We start from the raw sequence: 13,533 nt of genomic DNA, 5'->3' as shown, positions 1-13,533 counted from the left end.
TTAAGTAAGTAATCATTAAATATTTCAAAACCATTAAGTAACTTATTTAAATTACTTAAACATTATTTCAAATATAATTCTATGAAATTGCAAAAAGTAAATAGATGTTGTATTAAAATAACTATTGAAATAACCATTTTACTTTACTCTAAGATATATAACATTCCATTATTATATACCAATATAATTAAAAATATTACAACTAAAAATATTGTTTATTAGTACTTAATTTGTTATTATTTATTTAGTTTTTAATAATTTGATAAGATTTTTATAATTGTTCATATATGGACTTTTATTAAGAAGAGTTCATACTAAGTATATATAGACTAATGGTCGGCATAATAGCTCACGTTATGCCGACCATTTATTGAAGGAGATAGTTGTATGAAAAAAATAATTTCTATTATTCTTAAATTTATTTTTATAGGTTTTTCACTTTTTTACGCCCTTATTTCATTCTTATTTTATATCATTGGTTCTGAAAGTATATCTGGAGAAGTTTATAGAGATAAGTCTCATTTAATTGGTGGTATTATAGCACTAATTTTCGCTTTCATAATTTTTCCTATAGGTATTAATTTGATTTTGAATATTGGTAAGTCTCGTCAAAGAGTGAAACGTTTATTATGTATATTGACTGGTAAAGAATATGTAACTAGTGAAGAATTGATAAATGGAATTAGTTTTGATGAAATGGGGACCCTAGAAAAGGCTGATTGTTTAGTATACAAAGCATATATGAAACCAATGAGTATGATTGTTGGCTCTCTTTTCTTTTTTACATTTTTGGTAGTGCCAATTCATCATTTATTTAGTAGTGGTTTAGAGTTGAGTTATATTATTTCGCAAACTGTTTTATTTATAATATTTCAATTTCCAATAGTTATAATATTAATTGTGTTAAATGTGGGCAATGAATATAGAAACTTTAAATAAAATTTTTCCAACGAGTGAAGGAATGACTAAATCGTTCCTTAGTAGCGCTAAATCTATTAAAGAAAAATATGATTACACTCCGATGGACAAATATATTCGTATTACATCTAAAAATAATGGAAATATGTATGAATTATCTAGACACTATAGAAATGATTCTAAAAAATTTGAAGCTCAAAAAGAAGCCTCATTACAAATTATTTTTTATACTCAGATTCGAAATGCTATTTGTTTAGGACTTTGGCTTTTTTCATTTATTCTTGGATGGTTTGTTTTACCTAAACTTGTTAGTAAAATTAAAACGTCTCAAGATGTTAAAGTAATTAAGCATTTTTATCCTAAAAAGACACTGGAAAATGTGCAAAAGTAAAAAATATAAATTGAGAGTTTTGCTTTATTTATTATTAGTCGATTTAAATTAAGAAAATATTTATTGATATTTTTACTGAGAAGAGAAAAGAAAAACACCTAAAAATACCATTGGAATAATAACAAAAAAGGTGTAAAAAGCTGATTATGCCCAACTAATACTGGCAAAGTAGCAAAAATGATAAAAGTAATAATTAAACAAAGAAGATAGAAACTTTTATATTTATGTATCACATATCACCTCATTGATTAATTTCAACATAGGTCTATGTATCAATGTTTTATTAATATTTTGAAATAGTCCTATATCAAAATGATTCTCGTTCACATAATGATTGGTTATTAGGTTCATTACACTTATTATATTTTTGAGCGTCTTAAAATTTTAACATGTAATTATATAAAAATAACTAAACAGAATACTCTCATTTTATGACTATTTATTTTTATGAATAAAATGTCATTCCTCTGTTTATAATAATGAGATTTAAACCGACTTTAGAATAAACAAGATTATGCAAATAATAAATTTTGTAATAATTTGTAATATTCTGTAATATATTGTAATATTACTTTAGAAAGACATTTAACTATTAAAGGAGTGTTAATAATGAATACTTTATCAAAGCGTTTGTTAACAGGTACTTTAGCAGTTGGAGTGGCTTTGGGTGTTGGCGTTGAGGATCTTTCACATCATGAAGCTCATGCGGCTACGCAACCATATTATAACTATCATGGTTATACATCATCACAAAGTGATTTTATTTTAGATAAAAATTTTATTAATGCCATTAAAAATGACAATTTCACAATTAATGGATATAAAATTACTGAAAACAGTAAAGGTAATGATAATGATACAATTGAAAAATTTGATCAACAATTTTATTTACCTAGCAAAGGGAAAGCGGATGGTGTGTGGTTCCAATTAAAACCAGGTGTAGTTTCTAAAGCTGAATTAGTGAAAACTTATGGTAAGCCCTTAAATAAGCCATCTGGAACAGCCCATGGAAATGAATATTTATATCAATTTAATGAAAAACAATTACGCTTTTTAGAGAATAATGGTTATATTACTGAAGTCGGTATCCACAACGGAAAAAGTTAAGTGATAAAATAAAAATTTTATATGGAATTCATTTTTTACAATTTTACTAGCCTAGTTATAGCAAAGTTGAGAAAAATTGAGTAATCGCAAACGGTTGGTGAGACAGGTCATCAGCCGTTTATTTTATATAAAGTGAATAAGGGGATTAAATTATGTATTTTACGCAACTAACAGAGACAGAATATGACAATTTTATTCAAAATAATAAGGTCCATTTTACTCAATGTATTGATTAATATAAATATAGAAAAACAAATGGCGAAGAAGCACACTTAGTTGGTGTCAAAAATAATGAAAATGATGTCATAGCAGCTTGTTTATTAACGGAATCTAGAGCGTTAAAATTTTTTAAGTATTTTTATTCTCAAAAAGGCCCGATATTAGATTTTAATCATCTTGAATTAGTAAAATGCTTCTTTAAAGGCTTAACAACATATCTACAAAAAAAAGAGCACTATTTGCTTCTATAGATCCGTATATTTTAGAAAATGTTCGGAATACTGCAGGAGATATTGTGACACCGATTAATAATAAAGAATTAATTCATACATTACATCAATTAGGTTATCAGCACCAAGGTTTAACGATTGACTATTCTCAAAAGAGTCAAATTAGATGGCTATCTGTACTAGATATGGAAGGACAAAAAGAAGAAGATGTCTTAAAAAATATGGAATATAAAACCAGGCGTCATGTTCAACATGCGATTGAAATAGGTGTTAAGACAATAACGTTAGACATATCAGAAATTGATCGCTTTTATCAATTATTTAAAATGGCTGAAGAACGACATCATTTTAAATATAGGGCAAATCCATATCAATTTTTTAAAGAAGTACTGTTAATGTATCCGAATGAGGCAATGATTAAGCTTTCATATATTAATTTAGATGATTATAAAAATCAATTAATTAAAAAATCATCTGAAATAGCTAAAGATATAGAAAACACAAGAGATAAGTTAAGTGGGCATCCTAATTCTAAAAAGAGTAAGAACAAGTTAAAACAGTTAGAACAGCAATGGAATAGTAACGAAAAGAAAATTACAGAAACACAAGACATCATTCAAACAGATGGACATGTAATTGATTTAGCAGCAGCCTTATATATAGCTACAAAAGATGAAGTTTATTATTTATCCAGTGGTTCAAATCCACATTACTATCAATATAAAGGTGCGTATGCTTTGCAATGGCATATGATTAAGTTTGCTATAAAACATGAGATTCCTAAATATAATTTTTATGGTATTACTGGAGATTTTAGCAAGACAGCAGATGATTTAGGCGTACAACAGTTTAAAAAAGGATTCGGAACCCACATTGAAGAATTAATTGGAGATTTCATTAAGCCTATCCACCCATTATTGTATAAAGTTTTCCGATTGTTAAATGAATAATATGATGAAAAAAGGTGGTAATTAATATGACTAATCATGATGAAATGAATGAACAACATAAGGAAAATCAGAATGAAGATTTATCAAAAAATCAAAGCGATGTTTTACCGAAAGGAAATATAGCATTAAATATCCTCATTTTTATAGGTTGGATGATTCTAGCGCAATTACCTATTATTATCATACTTACGATTACAAATTTATCGGTTAAAATGGACACTTTGAAAGCTACAATGTCCACCGTCTTATATCTCATTGTTGTATCAGTAGTGGTTTGGTTAATTAGACGGTACTATAGACGGCATACTTATGAACATACGGGCAAATTTACGACGAAAGATATTGGTATTAATATAGGGTGGGCAGTCTTACTTCGTATTATTGTCTATGCATTTTTGTTCCTTTTATACAAAGTCACAGGGTCTGCTCAAACAAGTAACGATAAGCTATTGTTTGGTGATATGAATCAACAAGCAACAAATGCAAGCCAACTTGCACAAGTATTTCCTTTTATCATTTTTGTAATTACCATCAGTTTTATTGCACCATATCTTGAAGAACTTATATATCGAGGTATATTCAAAGAGACTTTATTTAAAAAGACCTCATTTTGGTTACCGTTCATTATTTCTTCAATCGTTTTTGGTTCACAACACGGTATTAATAATATTATTTCATTTATTATGTATACATCAATGGGTATGGTGTTTTATCTTGCCTACTCACGTAGAGGTAATATCAAAGATAGTATGATGGTTCATATGATTCATAATAGTATTATTGGAATAGCCATTTTAGTAGGATATTTTTATATAATGTTCAAATAATATTAAACAATAAGGTAATGAAATAAAAAATACTTATACATTATCATTTTTGTAATATTACTTTAAAAAGACATTTAACTATTAAAGTAATGTTAATAATGAATACTTTATCAAAGCGTTTGTTAACAGGTACTTTAGCAGTTGGGGTGACTTTAGGTTTAGGCGTTGGAGTTGAAGAATCTTTACATCATTAGGCTCATGCAACCACGTAACCATATTATAATTATCATGGTTATGCAGGCAATGATACTAGTTTTGTATTATCTATTCAATTTAAGGAAGCAGTTAAGGCAAATAACGTTACTTTTAAAGGTAAGAAAAAGGTAATGGAGAAGTGAATATTTATGATCAAACGTTTTCTGGGGTAACAAAGTCAGGAAAAAGTGCATCTGGTGTTTCTATTAATGTAAAAGATAATTTATCATACACAGATATAAAAAAATCATATGGTAATACTTTAATAAGAATGGAACCTTATCAAACGTCAGCTAAGGAAAAATCAGTATTAAGTTATAAACCAACAAATCAAGGACCCGGCGTGATATTTAGTATAAAAAAATAATAAAGTGACAAATATAAATATTACGCACAGTGGTATTGGATTTTAAATCATAAATGTTATAAAAAAATAGAATTTTGAATGATATAGGCCATCAAATGGTATTAGTTAAAGCCATTTGATGGCTTTTTAACATGTTAGTAGCCGATTTAATGTTAAGTGTATGCGTATGTACTGACTTTTATCATTCACGGAATTGAGCATCTTACTTTAATTGTATTTTGTATATGATAGGCTTTTTGTAAACGCTTAAAATTCCTGGAGGTATATCATGAAGGTTATTGTTATTGGTGCAAGTGGAACGATTGGTAGTAAAGTAGCAGAAAAACTAAAAGAAAATCATCATGAAGTGATTGAAGTAGGAAGTCAATCTGGTGACTATCAGTTGGATATTACGTCTCCAGAACAAATCGAAAAAATGTATAAAAATATTGATAATATTGATGCAGTTGTCAGTGCAACAGGCGGCGCTACATTCAAAGCGTTGTCTGAGATTAGCTTAGAAGAAAATAATGTAGCGATTCAAGGTAAGTTATTGGGCCAAATCAATTTAGTATTAATTGGTCAACATTATTTAAATGAAAATGGCAGTTTTACGTTAACATCAGGTATTATGATGGACGATCCTATAAAACTAGGATCTTCAGCAGCAATGGCTAATGGCGGTATCGCAGGTTTTGTGACTTCAGCTGCTGTAGAATTAAAACATGGTTTAAGAATTAATAATGTTAGTCCTAATGTAGTTGAAGAAGCATTAGATAAGTATGGAGAATTCTTTAAAGGTTTTACAGCAGTACCTGCCGATAAAGTAGCTAATGCATTTGTTAAAAGTGTAGAAGGTGCACAAACAGGGCAAACGTATCGAGTGTATTGATAGTTTATACTTTATCTGAAAATGATGAGATTAATTTATTGATATTACTATAAACAGAGAATATTAGACAGAAAAGGTGACTTCTATATTAAATCCATAGAAATCACCTTCTTTATATCAGTTAGAAAGTTTTATTGTGAAAATGAGTTATTTTTCAGTTTCGCTAGAATATACAATGTGTGTGTCTATACGTTGAGGAATATCTGCTAATAATTCCATAATCTCATTTGTTTCGTCTTCAGTACTAGGTTTAGAGTAGTGATTGTCTTTAGCTTCATCACTTCTGAAAAATTCAAAGGCTAATAAAACATCGTTATCTTCATCTGAACGACATAAAACCCAATCAGTAGGATCATCGATGCCCAATTCTTCTAAATGTTTAGCTTTTAAACATAAATCAAACAATTCTTGACCTCTACCTTCCTTAGCTTTCATTTTAATAACAACACCAGGTTGGTTATAAAATAGTCTTTTATCTTCCATAATTATTACCTCCTTTTTTAGCATTTTAGCAGTTACATATAATAGAACCTAATATATTGATTTATTTAAATTAGTGACTTTAATCAACAATTGAAATTTTATGAATAAAAGGAAATAATGTGATTTAAAAGTATCAATATTGTATAGTGGGATTAACAATAAGACAGATTAATAGGAGTATATATATGAGACAAAAAGTATTAATAACTGGCGCAAATAAGGGAATTGGTTTTGAAACGGCAAAACAACTAGGTGACAAAGGATGGACGATATTATTAGGTGCACGTAATGAAGAAAGAGGTCGTGCTGCCGTTAAGACACTCGAAAATAAAGGTATAACAGCTGAATGGATACAAATTGATTTAAATAATATTGATACCATACATGCAGCTGCTGATTATATAGCAACACAACATTCTGATTTGAAAGCATTGATTAATAATGCGGGTATTTCAGGCAATATGAACGCATCACCACTGGATGTTGAACTTGATGAATTAAAGGAACTGGCAAATGTCAATTTCTTTGGTAATTTCGAAATGATTAAGACATTTACACCTATTTTGGCTAAAAATCACGGCAGAATATTAAATTTAACGATACCTTTGAATCCTAATAGCTTTTTCCAGCCATTTAGTTATATTGCAACTAAATCTCCATTAAATTCGATGATTAAATTATTTGGTAGACATTTTAAGAAAAATAAAATACCGGTTGAAATATTTGGTGTCATGCCTGGAGGTATTACGACAGACCTGAATAATCATCAAAAAGGATTTTTAATGCGTTCAGTAAATGAAGGCGCACAATCCATAGTAAAAGTACTAACAGACAATCATAATCATAATGGTAAAATTTTATTAAGATTGATGCCATTTAAAATATTCAAATAAAGGGACACCATCATATTGGTGCCCCTTTTTATTATTTAATAATGACATATGAAAGACCTGTTAAAGTAAGGGTCAATACAGTAGTTAAAATAACGATTGTTAAGATTTTTTCTTTAAACGATACAGGTTTCAATCCAATAAATACAGTTAAGGTAAAGAAAAATAAACTTGCTATTAAATAGAAGATAAAAAGTATAAATATAAAACCACTTGGATTATTGAATAACGCTTGATATTGATCCATGAAAGGAACTCCTTAAATTAGAAAGATATTTTCAATATAACAAACATAACCATTAATTATCTAATTTATCAATCTATATAGTATAAAATTAATAAAAAACTTTACCAAAATGTAAATAAAAAATTAAAGATGCTTAACGATTATATGATAAAATTAATTAACAGTTATTTTTTTGAATCTATAAGTTAGGGAAATACTTATAGAGGTGATTTTTTTGAAAAATAATAATTCTAAAAGACAGTTTAGTATTCGAAAAATTACAATAGGTGTTGTATCAATTGTAGCTGGTATTACATTTTTTATTTCAGAACATGACGTTCAAGCTGCTGAGCAACAATCCTCCCACTTATCACAAGAATCAGTTTATACTCAATCCAAACCTTCCGATCAAGAAGCTAATGTGTCTTCAAAAGAATCGGAAATCGACAAAAATATTAATAAAGTAGACGACGCGCAGTCTTATTCTCAACAAAATGAGCAACAATCCTCAAAAGCCGAAAGTAAGGAAATACAGAATTCAACACAAGCAGAACAAGTTGAAAAACAGGAACAACCTGCTTCTAATCAGACGGCTAATCAGTCTTCAAAAGAGTCCTCCATTAATAATCAGGAAAGTCATAACAAACAGCAACTTAGTGATGACAAAACTTCTAATATCAAACCAGAAAAAATTGAAAAAGCAGATGATCATAAGCGTATTCAAGATCAGTATCAAGATAAAAACAAGCAGGTTAATAATAATCAATCTAACCATTCGCAATTAAACCAAAAAGAAAACCCTGATTCATCAAATAATAAACAACAAAAGCAACGTCTAGATGTTAAACCACAAAACGATAACCAACAATTACAATCTCGAAATGATGTAAAAGAAAAATTAGATAACCAGCCAATTGAGCAAACAGATACCAAGCAGCAAAGTAACAATAAAAGCAAAGACAACACAACTTCTGTAAAGTCACACAGCCAACAACATAAACCGCATTCATTAAAGACCCAATCCCATTCAACTCCAGGTCAAAAAGTTAACACAAATATTTCTACTAACCCAACACAACAGCAAACTACAAATCAGAATATTAAACCTAAAAATACAGATGAAGCTACTGTCAAAAGTAATCAATATAAAAATAAATATCCAGTAGTACTAGTGCATGGATTTTTAGGATTAGTGGGTGACAATGCACCAGCTTTGTATCCTAATTATTGGGGCGGTACAAAATTCCCAGTTAAGAAACGATTAGAGAAGCTAGGTTATGACGTGCATGAAGCGAGTGTCGGTGCTTTTAGTAGTAACTATGACCGCGCTGTAGAACTGTATCATTATATTAAAGGTGGAAAAGTAGATTATGGTGCAGCACATGCTGCTAAAACGGGGCATGATAGATACGGTAAAGTTTATCAAGGGATTATGCCAGATTGGGAGCCAGGTAAAAAGCTTCACTTAATAGGTCACAGTATGGGCGGTCAAACGATACGTCTGCTTGAGCATTTTTTAAGACATGGTAATCAGGAAGAAATAGATTATCAAAAAGCACATGGTGGTGAGATTTCTCCTTTATTTACAGGTGGGAAAGATAATATGATTTCATCAATCACAACTTTAGCGACACCACATAATGGCACACCAGCTGCAGATAAACTTGGGAATACTGATTTTGTAAAAGGTGTATTTAATAGAATAGGACGTTTAAGTGGAAATAAATATTCTCATATTGATCTCGGATTTTCACAATGGGGATTCAAACAACGTCCAGATGAAAGTTACATTGATTATGTGAAACGAGTTGCAAATAGTAAGATTTGGAAGACTCAAGATAGTGCAGTCTATGATTTGACGACTGAAGGTTCTGAGAAGCTAAATCAGATGACATCACTTAATCCTAATATTGTTTATACATCTTATACGGGACTAGATACACATACAGGACCACTAGGTAATGAGAATCCTAATATTAGACAATTTTTCTTATTTGATTTAACAAGTAGGTTAATAGGTAGAGATGATAATGTAAATGTAAGGAAAAATGATGGTATTGTGCCAGTGTCGTCTTCATTATTTCCTACAAATCAAGCCGCTAAGACGGTAGGGATGACTTCTCCATCTACAGATAAAGGTATTTGGCAAGTCAAACCAGTGATGAACGGTTGGGATCATTTAGATTTTGTCGGATTAGATGCAACAGATTATAAACGTATAGGTGAAGAATTAAGTCAATTTTATTTAGGAATTATCAATAATTTAATTAGAATTGAAGAAATTGATGGTATAAAACATTAAAAAACAGTGTGTGCTCAATATTGAGCACACACTGTTCTACTGTATTTATTGCTTTTCGTCACGACGTTTTAAGACATAGGCGCCACCTAGTAATCCAATTGGGATACCGGCAATCGGTGTCAAAGCGCTACTTAATACTATAACGATTAACGTTAACATAATGACGTTGAATACATTGACGTTTAAGTTTTTCAAATCCTCGTATGACTGTTTAATTAAATCTTTAAATTTCATTATAAATCTCTCCTTATACTTTTTATTTAAATAATGACTAAAAGGCTTTTTTAATAACTCGACTAGAATGTAAGAATCCTATTAGCGCAAATGCAAAGTAGACAATAGTGTACACAATCATCACGATAATGATGGTAGTGTATGACACGTTTCCCATTAATTTCATAAAAGCAATTGCAGCAAATAAAGCATGTAATAATGCGATAATGAGTGGTAGGCCAAAGTTGAAAATGATTTTTAAAGTTAGCCCTTTTAACATGTCATGATGAGTAAAACCCATGCGATTTAATATACGGAAATGATCAATTTCATTTTCAGTTTCATCTATCTGTTTAATATAAATAATACAACCCGCAGCAATTAAAAATGATAAACCGAGGAATGATGTCACGAATACTAAAATACCATTTGTCGCATCTAAGTCCTTTTTAATTTCATTTTTCGATTGAATATTAGGATCAATTGATTTTGCAATGTGTGTGGCTTGTTTCATGTCTTGATGATGGTCAAGACTAATGCCATATATATTGTGTGTGATATCAGCCGTCTTTAATTTATTAAATTCGGCACGACTGACTTCAATGGCTGGCATATTAGATGTGAGATCAAGTGGCAGTATTTTATTTTTATCCTCTTTAGTCACTTTAAAAGTTTGTTGTTGCTTACCTTTTACAGTTACCGTTTGATTAATATGAACCTCCATAATACCAGGTGTATTTTTCGTATTTGTAATAATTGCGTCAGTACCATTCAGATTGTCGTTTGGTACAAGTACATTGTGTATTGCCATACTTTTACTATCATTTTTTAATGTCAAAACCTTATCTTCTACTGATTTAGGAGAAATGGATTCATACGTTTTGGTGTGATAGTCGATATGATTTTTCTCCAATTGTTTTTTTAATAATTGAGCTTGCTTTTCAGTTGTTAAGTTAAAATCTTGAGGTGCTATAGATTTAAAAGTATTGTTGCTATTTTCTTGTGTAATTGTGGCGAAGCAAAGGACAGAAACGGTAACAGCCGAAATAACTGCAATAATAGTTAGAGACATCGCATTTTTCTTTATTCTATGCATAATTGAAGCGGTGAATACGACATCTGTAATAGTGACATGGCCATGTTTAAAGTGTTTAATTGATTTAAAAATCAGTGACACAGTGCTTCGGAAAAATAAATAAGCACCTACGACAGTTAGAAATAATATAATAAACGGTGATGTCATAGATAATGTTAATTGTTTAAAAGTACCGAACATTTCAGTAGCCATGTAATAACCTAAAACAATCATCGCAATACCTAACAATCCGCTAATTACTTCTAAAAAGGTAATTTTAACTTTAGTGGCCTCAGTATGACGGCGGTCTTTCATTAAAGCTAAAATACTACGCTTTTTTAAGAATATATAGCTTTGGAATAGGATAAGTGTAAATGCAATAATTAATAGCAATAATGTTAAAGATAAAGCCATAGGTTCGAAACCAATAGTCAATTTAATTGTTAAATGCATTAATTTTGATGCGATATACAATAAAAGTTGAGAACCAAATATGCCTATCATCACACCTAGTACACCAGTGATTAGAAATATTGTTAGTTGTTCAATACATAGCATTCTTAAAATATTACTACGTGTTAAACCTATCAGTTGAAATAAGGCAAACTCTTGTGTACGCCTTTTAATAAATAAATGATTCGCGTACATCAAGAAAATCACGATAATGATAAATAGAAATACTGACCCCACGGAGGCGCCTTTTTTAATAATTGCCAAAGCATTGTTATTATTAATACTGTGTGTGAATTGCAAAGTGGTAAAGCTAAAATACAAGATAATACTTAAAAGCAATGAAAATAAATAAATACCATAGTGTTTGATATTCATTCGTAAATTTTTAAGTGTGATTTGATTAAATGACATGAGTCACACCACCTAAAGAAGATTGAAGTTGAATGATACGTTCATAAAAGGCTTGTTTACTATCTTCTCCTTGGTTAATTTCAGAATGAATATTGCCATCTTTTAACATAATGACACGCTTTGCAAAGCTAGCTGCGACTGGATCATGTGTGACCATTATGATAGTGGATTGAAATTTTCGATTCATGTCTTCAAGACGATTTAATAAATCTTGTGCACTTTTAGAGTCAAGCGCACCAGTAGGTTCATCGGCGAAAATGATTTTAGGTTGATGTACGAATGCACGTGCAGCTGCAGTACGTTGTTGTTGACCACCAGATATTTCATTTGGATATTTTTGGCTTAAATCATAAATGCCTAAAGCATTAGTAACCTCTTTATAATATTGCTCCATTTCCTTCTTACTATGTTGTTGAACAGATAAAGGCAACATAATATTTTCTTTAACTGTTAACGTTGGTAAAACACTATAATCTTGAAAGATAAAGCCTAATGACGTCTTACGAAATTGTGCAAGTTGTTTATTTTTTAATTGAGTTATATTGTGACCGTCAACAATCACAGAACCACTCGAAATCGTATCAATTGAACTTAAGACATTTAGAAGGGTTGTTTTACCGGATCCTGATGGCCCCATAATGGCCACAAATTCGCCCTTTTCAACTGAAAAATTAATATCTTTAAGTGCTTGATATTGCTTCTTCTTACCATAAATTTTGGATAATTGATTGACCTGTAAGATTGACATGTTATCACTCCTTATTTGCTTATATCTTTATTTTAGAAGTGATCTGTCATTCTAGCCTTTATCTAATCTTACAAATCATCGCCCTAAACTTACAGCTTTGAAAGGTTGAAGTGGTTGAAGGGAATCATTTGTGATATTTAAAAATACGTATAAAAAATTAGAATTAATCGTTTAATTTTTGTAAATGTAATTGAAATAATTAATTAAGTTATGTAATCATATAATTAATTGGTTTTACATATTTATAATTTGAAAGGAGTATCTGTTCATGAAAAAGATTTTATTTTTAGTGAGCACATGTTTATTATGTTTAACTTTAGCTGCGTGTGGGGGTAATGGTGAACAAAAAGAGCCTTCCAAAGAAAGTAAAAAATCTGATAAATATGAATACGAATACTACGAAGTATTAAATGATGGTGATGAAGAAACACCAAATGTTGAAATCAAATATAAAGATAGTAAAGGGAAATCCCATTTAGAAAAAACAACTTTAGATCATGTTTACGAACATATCTTAAGTGACGGCAATAAGAAACCATATATGATTAAAGATGGTAAAAAGATCCATGTTTATCGTCCACCATATATGATGTATGGCGATGATGAAACAGAAGGTAAAGCAGTGTCTAAAGATGAAGTATCTAAATAAGTAGAGGT

At 29.9% G+C, this 13,533-nt stretch carries 14 protein-coding genes and 2 pseudogenes; 11 read left to right on the top strand and 5 right to left on the bottom strand.

Annotated elements, in window-relative coordinates; all coding sequences use genetic code 11:
• The first annotated feature begins 387 nt into the window (after positions 1–387).
• The 8 genes and pseudogenes from ssp1_RS11765 (at position 388) to ssp1_RS11735 (ending at position 6,075) form a co-directional block, all read left to right on the top strand.
• A complete protein-coding gene (locus tag ssp1_RS11765; RefSeq protein ID WP_075778704.1) occupies positions 388–939 on the top strand; it encodes a hypothetical protein in 552 nt (183 codons plus the stop codon).
• Positions 940–961: 22 nt separating this feature from the next.
• Positions 962–1,309, top strand: a complete 348-nt coding sequence (locus ssp1_RS11760) for a hypothetical protein (protein WP_142396222.1) — start codon at positions 962–964, stop codon at positions 1,307–1,309.
• A gap of 609 nt (positions 1,310–1,918) precedes the next feature.
• Positions 1,919–2,416 carry an immunodominant staphylococcal antigen IsaB family protein gene (gene isaB / locus ssp1_RS11755; protein ID WP_023374479.1) on the top strand — a complete coding sequence of 166 codons (498 nt, stop codon included), beginning with the start codon at positions 1,919–1,921 and terminating at the stop codon, positions 2,414–2,416.
• Positions 2,417–2,568: 152 nt separating this feature from the next.
• Positions 2,569–3,815, top strand: a pseudogene (locus ssp1_RS11750) (aminoacyltransferase).
• A gap of 26 nt (positions 3,816–3,841) precedes the next feature.
• Positions 3,842–4,642 carry a CPBP family intramembrane glutamic endopeptidase gene (locus ssp1_RS11745; RefSeq protein ID WP_075778701.1) on the top strand — a complete coding sequence of 267 codons (801 nt, stop codon included), beginning with the start codon at positions 3,842–3,844 and terminating at the stop codon, positions 4,640–4,642.
• Between the two features lie 224 nt (positions 4,643–4,866).
• Positions 4,867–4,980: pseudogene (locus ssp1_RS12175) on the top strand (immunodominant staphylococcal antigen IsaB family protein); the annotation flags it as partial.
• On the top strand, positions 4,977–5,204 hold the full coding sequence (locus ssp1_RS11740) for a hypothetical protein (protein WP_080496615.1): 228 nt from the start codon (positions 4,977–4,979) through the stop codon (positions 5,202–5,204). The pseudogene ssp1_RS12175 and the gene ssp1_RS11740, both read left to right, overlap by 4 nt.
• 268 nt (positions 5,205–5,472) lie before the next feature.
• A complete protein-coding gene (locus tag ssp1_RS11735; protein ID WP_002451610.1) occupies positions 5,473–6,075 on the top strand; it encodes a short chain dehydrogenase in 603 nt (200 codons plus the stop codon).
• A gap of 147 nt (positions 6,076–6,222) precedes the next feature.
• Here the strand turns inward: ssp1_RS11735 and ssp1_RS11730 are convergent, their stop codons facing one another.
• On the bottom strand, positions 6,223–6,558 hold the full coding sequence (locus ssp1_RS11730; RefSeq protein ID WP_002466328.1) for an antibiotic biosynthesis monooxygenase family protein: 336 nt from the start codon (positions 6,556–6,558) through the stop codon (positions 6,223–6,225).
• A gap of 185 nt (positions 6,559–6,743) precedes the next feature.
• Between ssp1_RS11730 and ssp1_RS11725 the strand changes: the two genes are divergently transcribed.
• Entirely contained in the window at positions 6,744–7,451 is a 708-nt protein-coding gene (locus ssp1_RS11725; protein WP_075778700.1) for an SDR family NAD(P)-dependent oxidoreductase, read from the top strand.
• Between the two features lie 31 nt (positions 7,452–7,482).
• Here the strand turns inward: ssp1_RS11725 and ssp1_RS11720 are convergent, their stop codons facing one another.
• Positions 7,483–7,695, bottom strand: a complete 213-nt coding sequence (locus ssp1_RS11720; RefSeq protein WP_075778699.1) for a hypothetical protein — start codon at positions 7,693–7,695, stop codon at positions 7,483–7,485.
• Between the two features lie 214 nt (positions 7,696–7,909).
• On the opposite strand from ssp1_RS11720, the gene lip reads away from it, so the two are divergent.
• Positions 7,910–9,976: a YSIRK-targeted triacylglycerol lipase gene (gene lip, locus ssp1_RS11715; protein WP_107536039.1), complete on the top strand. Its 2,067-nt coding sequence runs from the start codon at positions 7,910–7,912 to the stop codon at positions 9,974–9,976.
• Positions 9,977–10,021: 45 nt separating this feature from the next.
• Here lip and ssp1_RS11710 read toward each other — a convergent pair whose 3' ends face one another.
• The 3 genes from ssp1_RS11710 to ssp1_RS11700 are packed head-to-tail and all read right to left on the bottom strand — an operon-like array spanning position 10,022 to position 12,876.
• A complete protein-coding gene (locus tag ssp1_RS11710) occupies positions 10,022–10,210 on the bottom strand; it encodes a VraH family peptide resistance protein (protein ID WP_002451605.1) in 189 nt (62 codons plus the stop codon).
• Positions 10,211–10,247: 37 nt separating this feature from the next.
• A complete protein-coding gene (locus ssp1_RS11705) occupies positions 10,248–12,128 on the bottom strand; it encodes an FtsX-like permease family protein (protein ID WP_118828231.1) in 1,881 nt (626 codons plus the stop codon).
• Entirely contained in the window at positions 12,118–12,876 is a 759-nt protein-coding gene (locus tag ssp1_RS11700; RefSeq protein ID WP_075778696.1) for an ABC transporter ATP-binding protein, read from the bottom strand. Before ssp1_RS11700 ends, ssp1_RS11705 begins: the two co-directional genes overlap by 11 nt.
• 268 nt (positions 12,877–13,144) lie before the next feature.
• On the opposite strand from ssp1_RS11700, the gene ssp1_RS11695 reads away from it, so the two are divergent.
• Entirely contained in the window at positions 13,145–13,525 is a 381-nt protein-coding gene (locus ssp1_RS11695; RefSeq protein WP_075778695.1) for an LptM family lipoprotein, read from the top strand.
• Positions 13,526–13,533: the final 8 nt, after the last annotated feature.

The organism is Staphylococcus sp. M0911, from assembly GCF_003491325.1.
Lineage (GTDB): Bacteria > Bacillota > Bacilli > Staphylococcales > Staphylococcaceae > Staphylococcus > Staphylococcus warneri_A.
The sequence above is the reverse complement of the archived record's forward strand: the minus strand, read 5'-3'. Positions and strand labels throughout refer to the sequence as shown.

Excerpts from the sequence above, each read along its gene's own strand:
- ssp1_RS11720 (WP_075778699.1), bottom strand. The coding sequence starts at position 7,695 with ATGGATCAATATCAAGCGTTATTCAATAATCCAAGTGGTTTTATATTT.
- ssp1_RS11730 (WP_002466328.1), bottom strand. The coding sequence starts at position 6,558 with ATGGAAGATAAAAGACTATTTTATAACCAACCTGGTGTTGTTATTAAA.
- ssp1_RS11765 (WP_075778704.1), top strand. The coding sequence starts at position 388 with ATGAAAAAAATAATTTCTATTATTCTTAAATTTATTTTTATAGGTTTT.
- ssp1_RS11695 (WP_075778695.1), top strand. The coding sequence starts at position 13,145 with ATGAAAAAGATTTTATTTTTAGTGAGCACATGTTTATTATGTTTAACT.
- ssp1_RS11745 (WP_075778701.1), top strand. The coding sequence starts at position 3,842 with ATGACTAATCATGATGAAATGAATGAACAACATAAGGAAAATCAGAAT.
- ssp1_RS11710 (WP_002451605.1), bottom strand. The coding sequence starts at position 10,210 with ATGAAATTTAAAGATTTAATTAAACAGTCATACGAGGATTTGAAAAAC.
- isaB (WP_023374479.1), top strand. The coding sequence starts at position 1,919 with ATGAATACTTTATCAAAGCGTTTGTTAACAGGTACTTTAGCAGTTGGA.
- ssp1_RS11735 (WP_002451610.1), top strand. The coding sequence starts at position 5,473 with ATGAAGGTTATTGTTATTGGTGCAAGTGGAACGATTGGTAGTAAAGTA.
- ssp1_RS11760 (WP_142396222.1), top strand. The coding sequence starts at position 962 with ATGACTAAATCGTTCCTTAGTAGCGCTAAATCTATTAAAGAAAAATAT.
- ssp1_RS11705 (WP_118828231.1), bottom strand. The coding sequence starts at position 12,128 with ATGTCATTTAATCAAATCACACTTAAAAATTTACGAATGAATATCAAA.
- ssp1_RS11725 (WP_075778700.1), top strand. The coding sequence starts at position 6,744 with ATGAGACAAAAAGTATTAATAACTGGCGCAAATAAGGGAATTGGTTTT.
- ssp1_RS11700 (WP_075778696.1), bottom strand. The coding sequence starts at position 12,876 with ATGTCAATCTTACAGGTCAATCAATTATCCAAAATTTATGGTAAGAAG.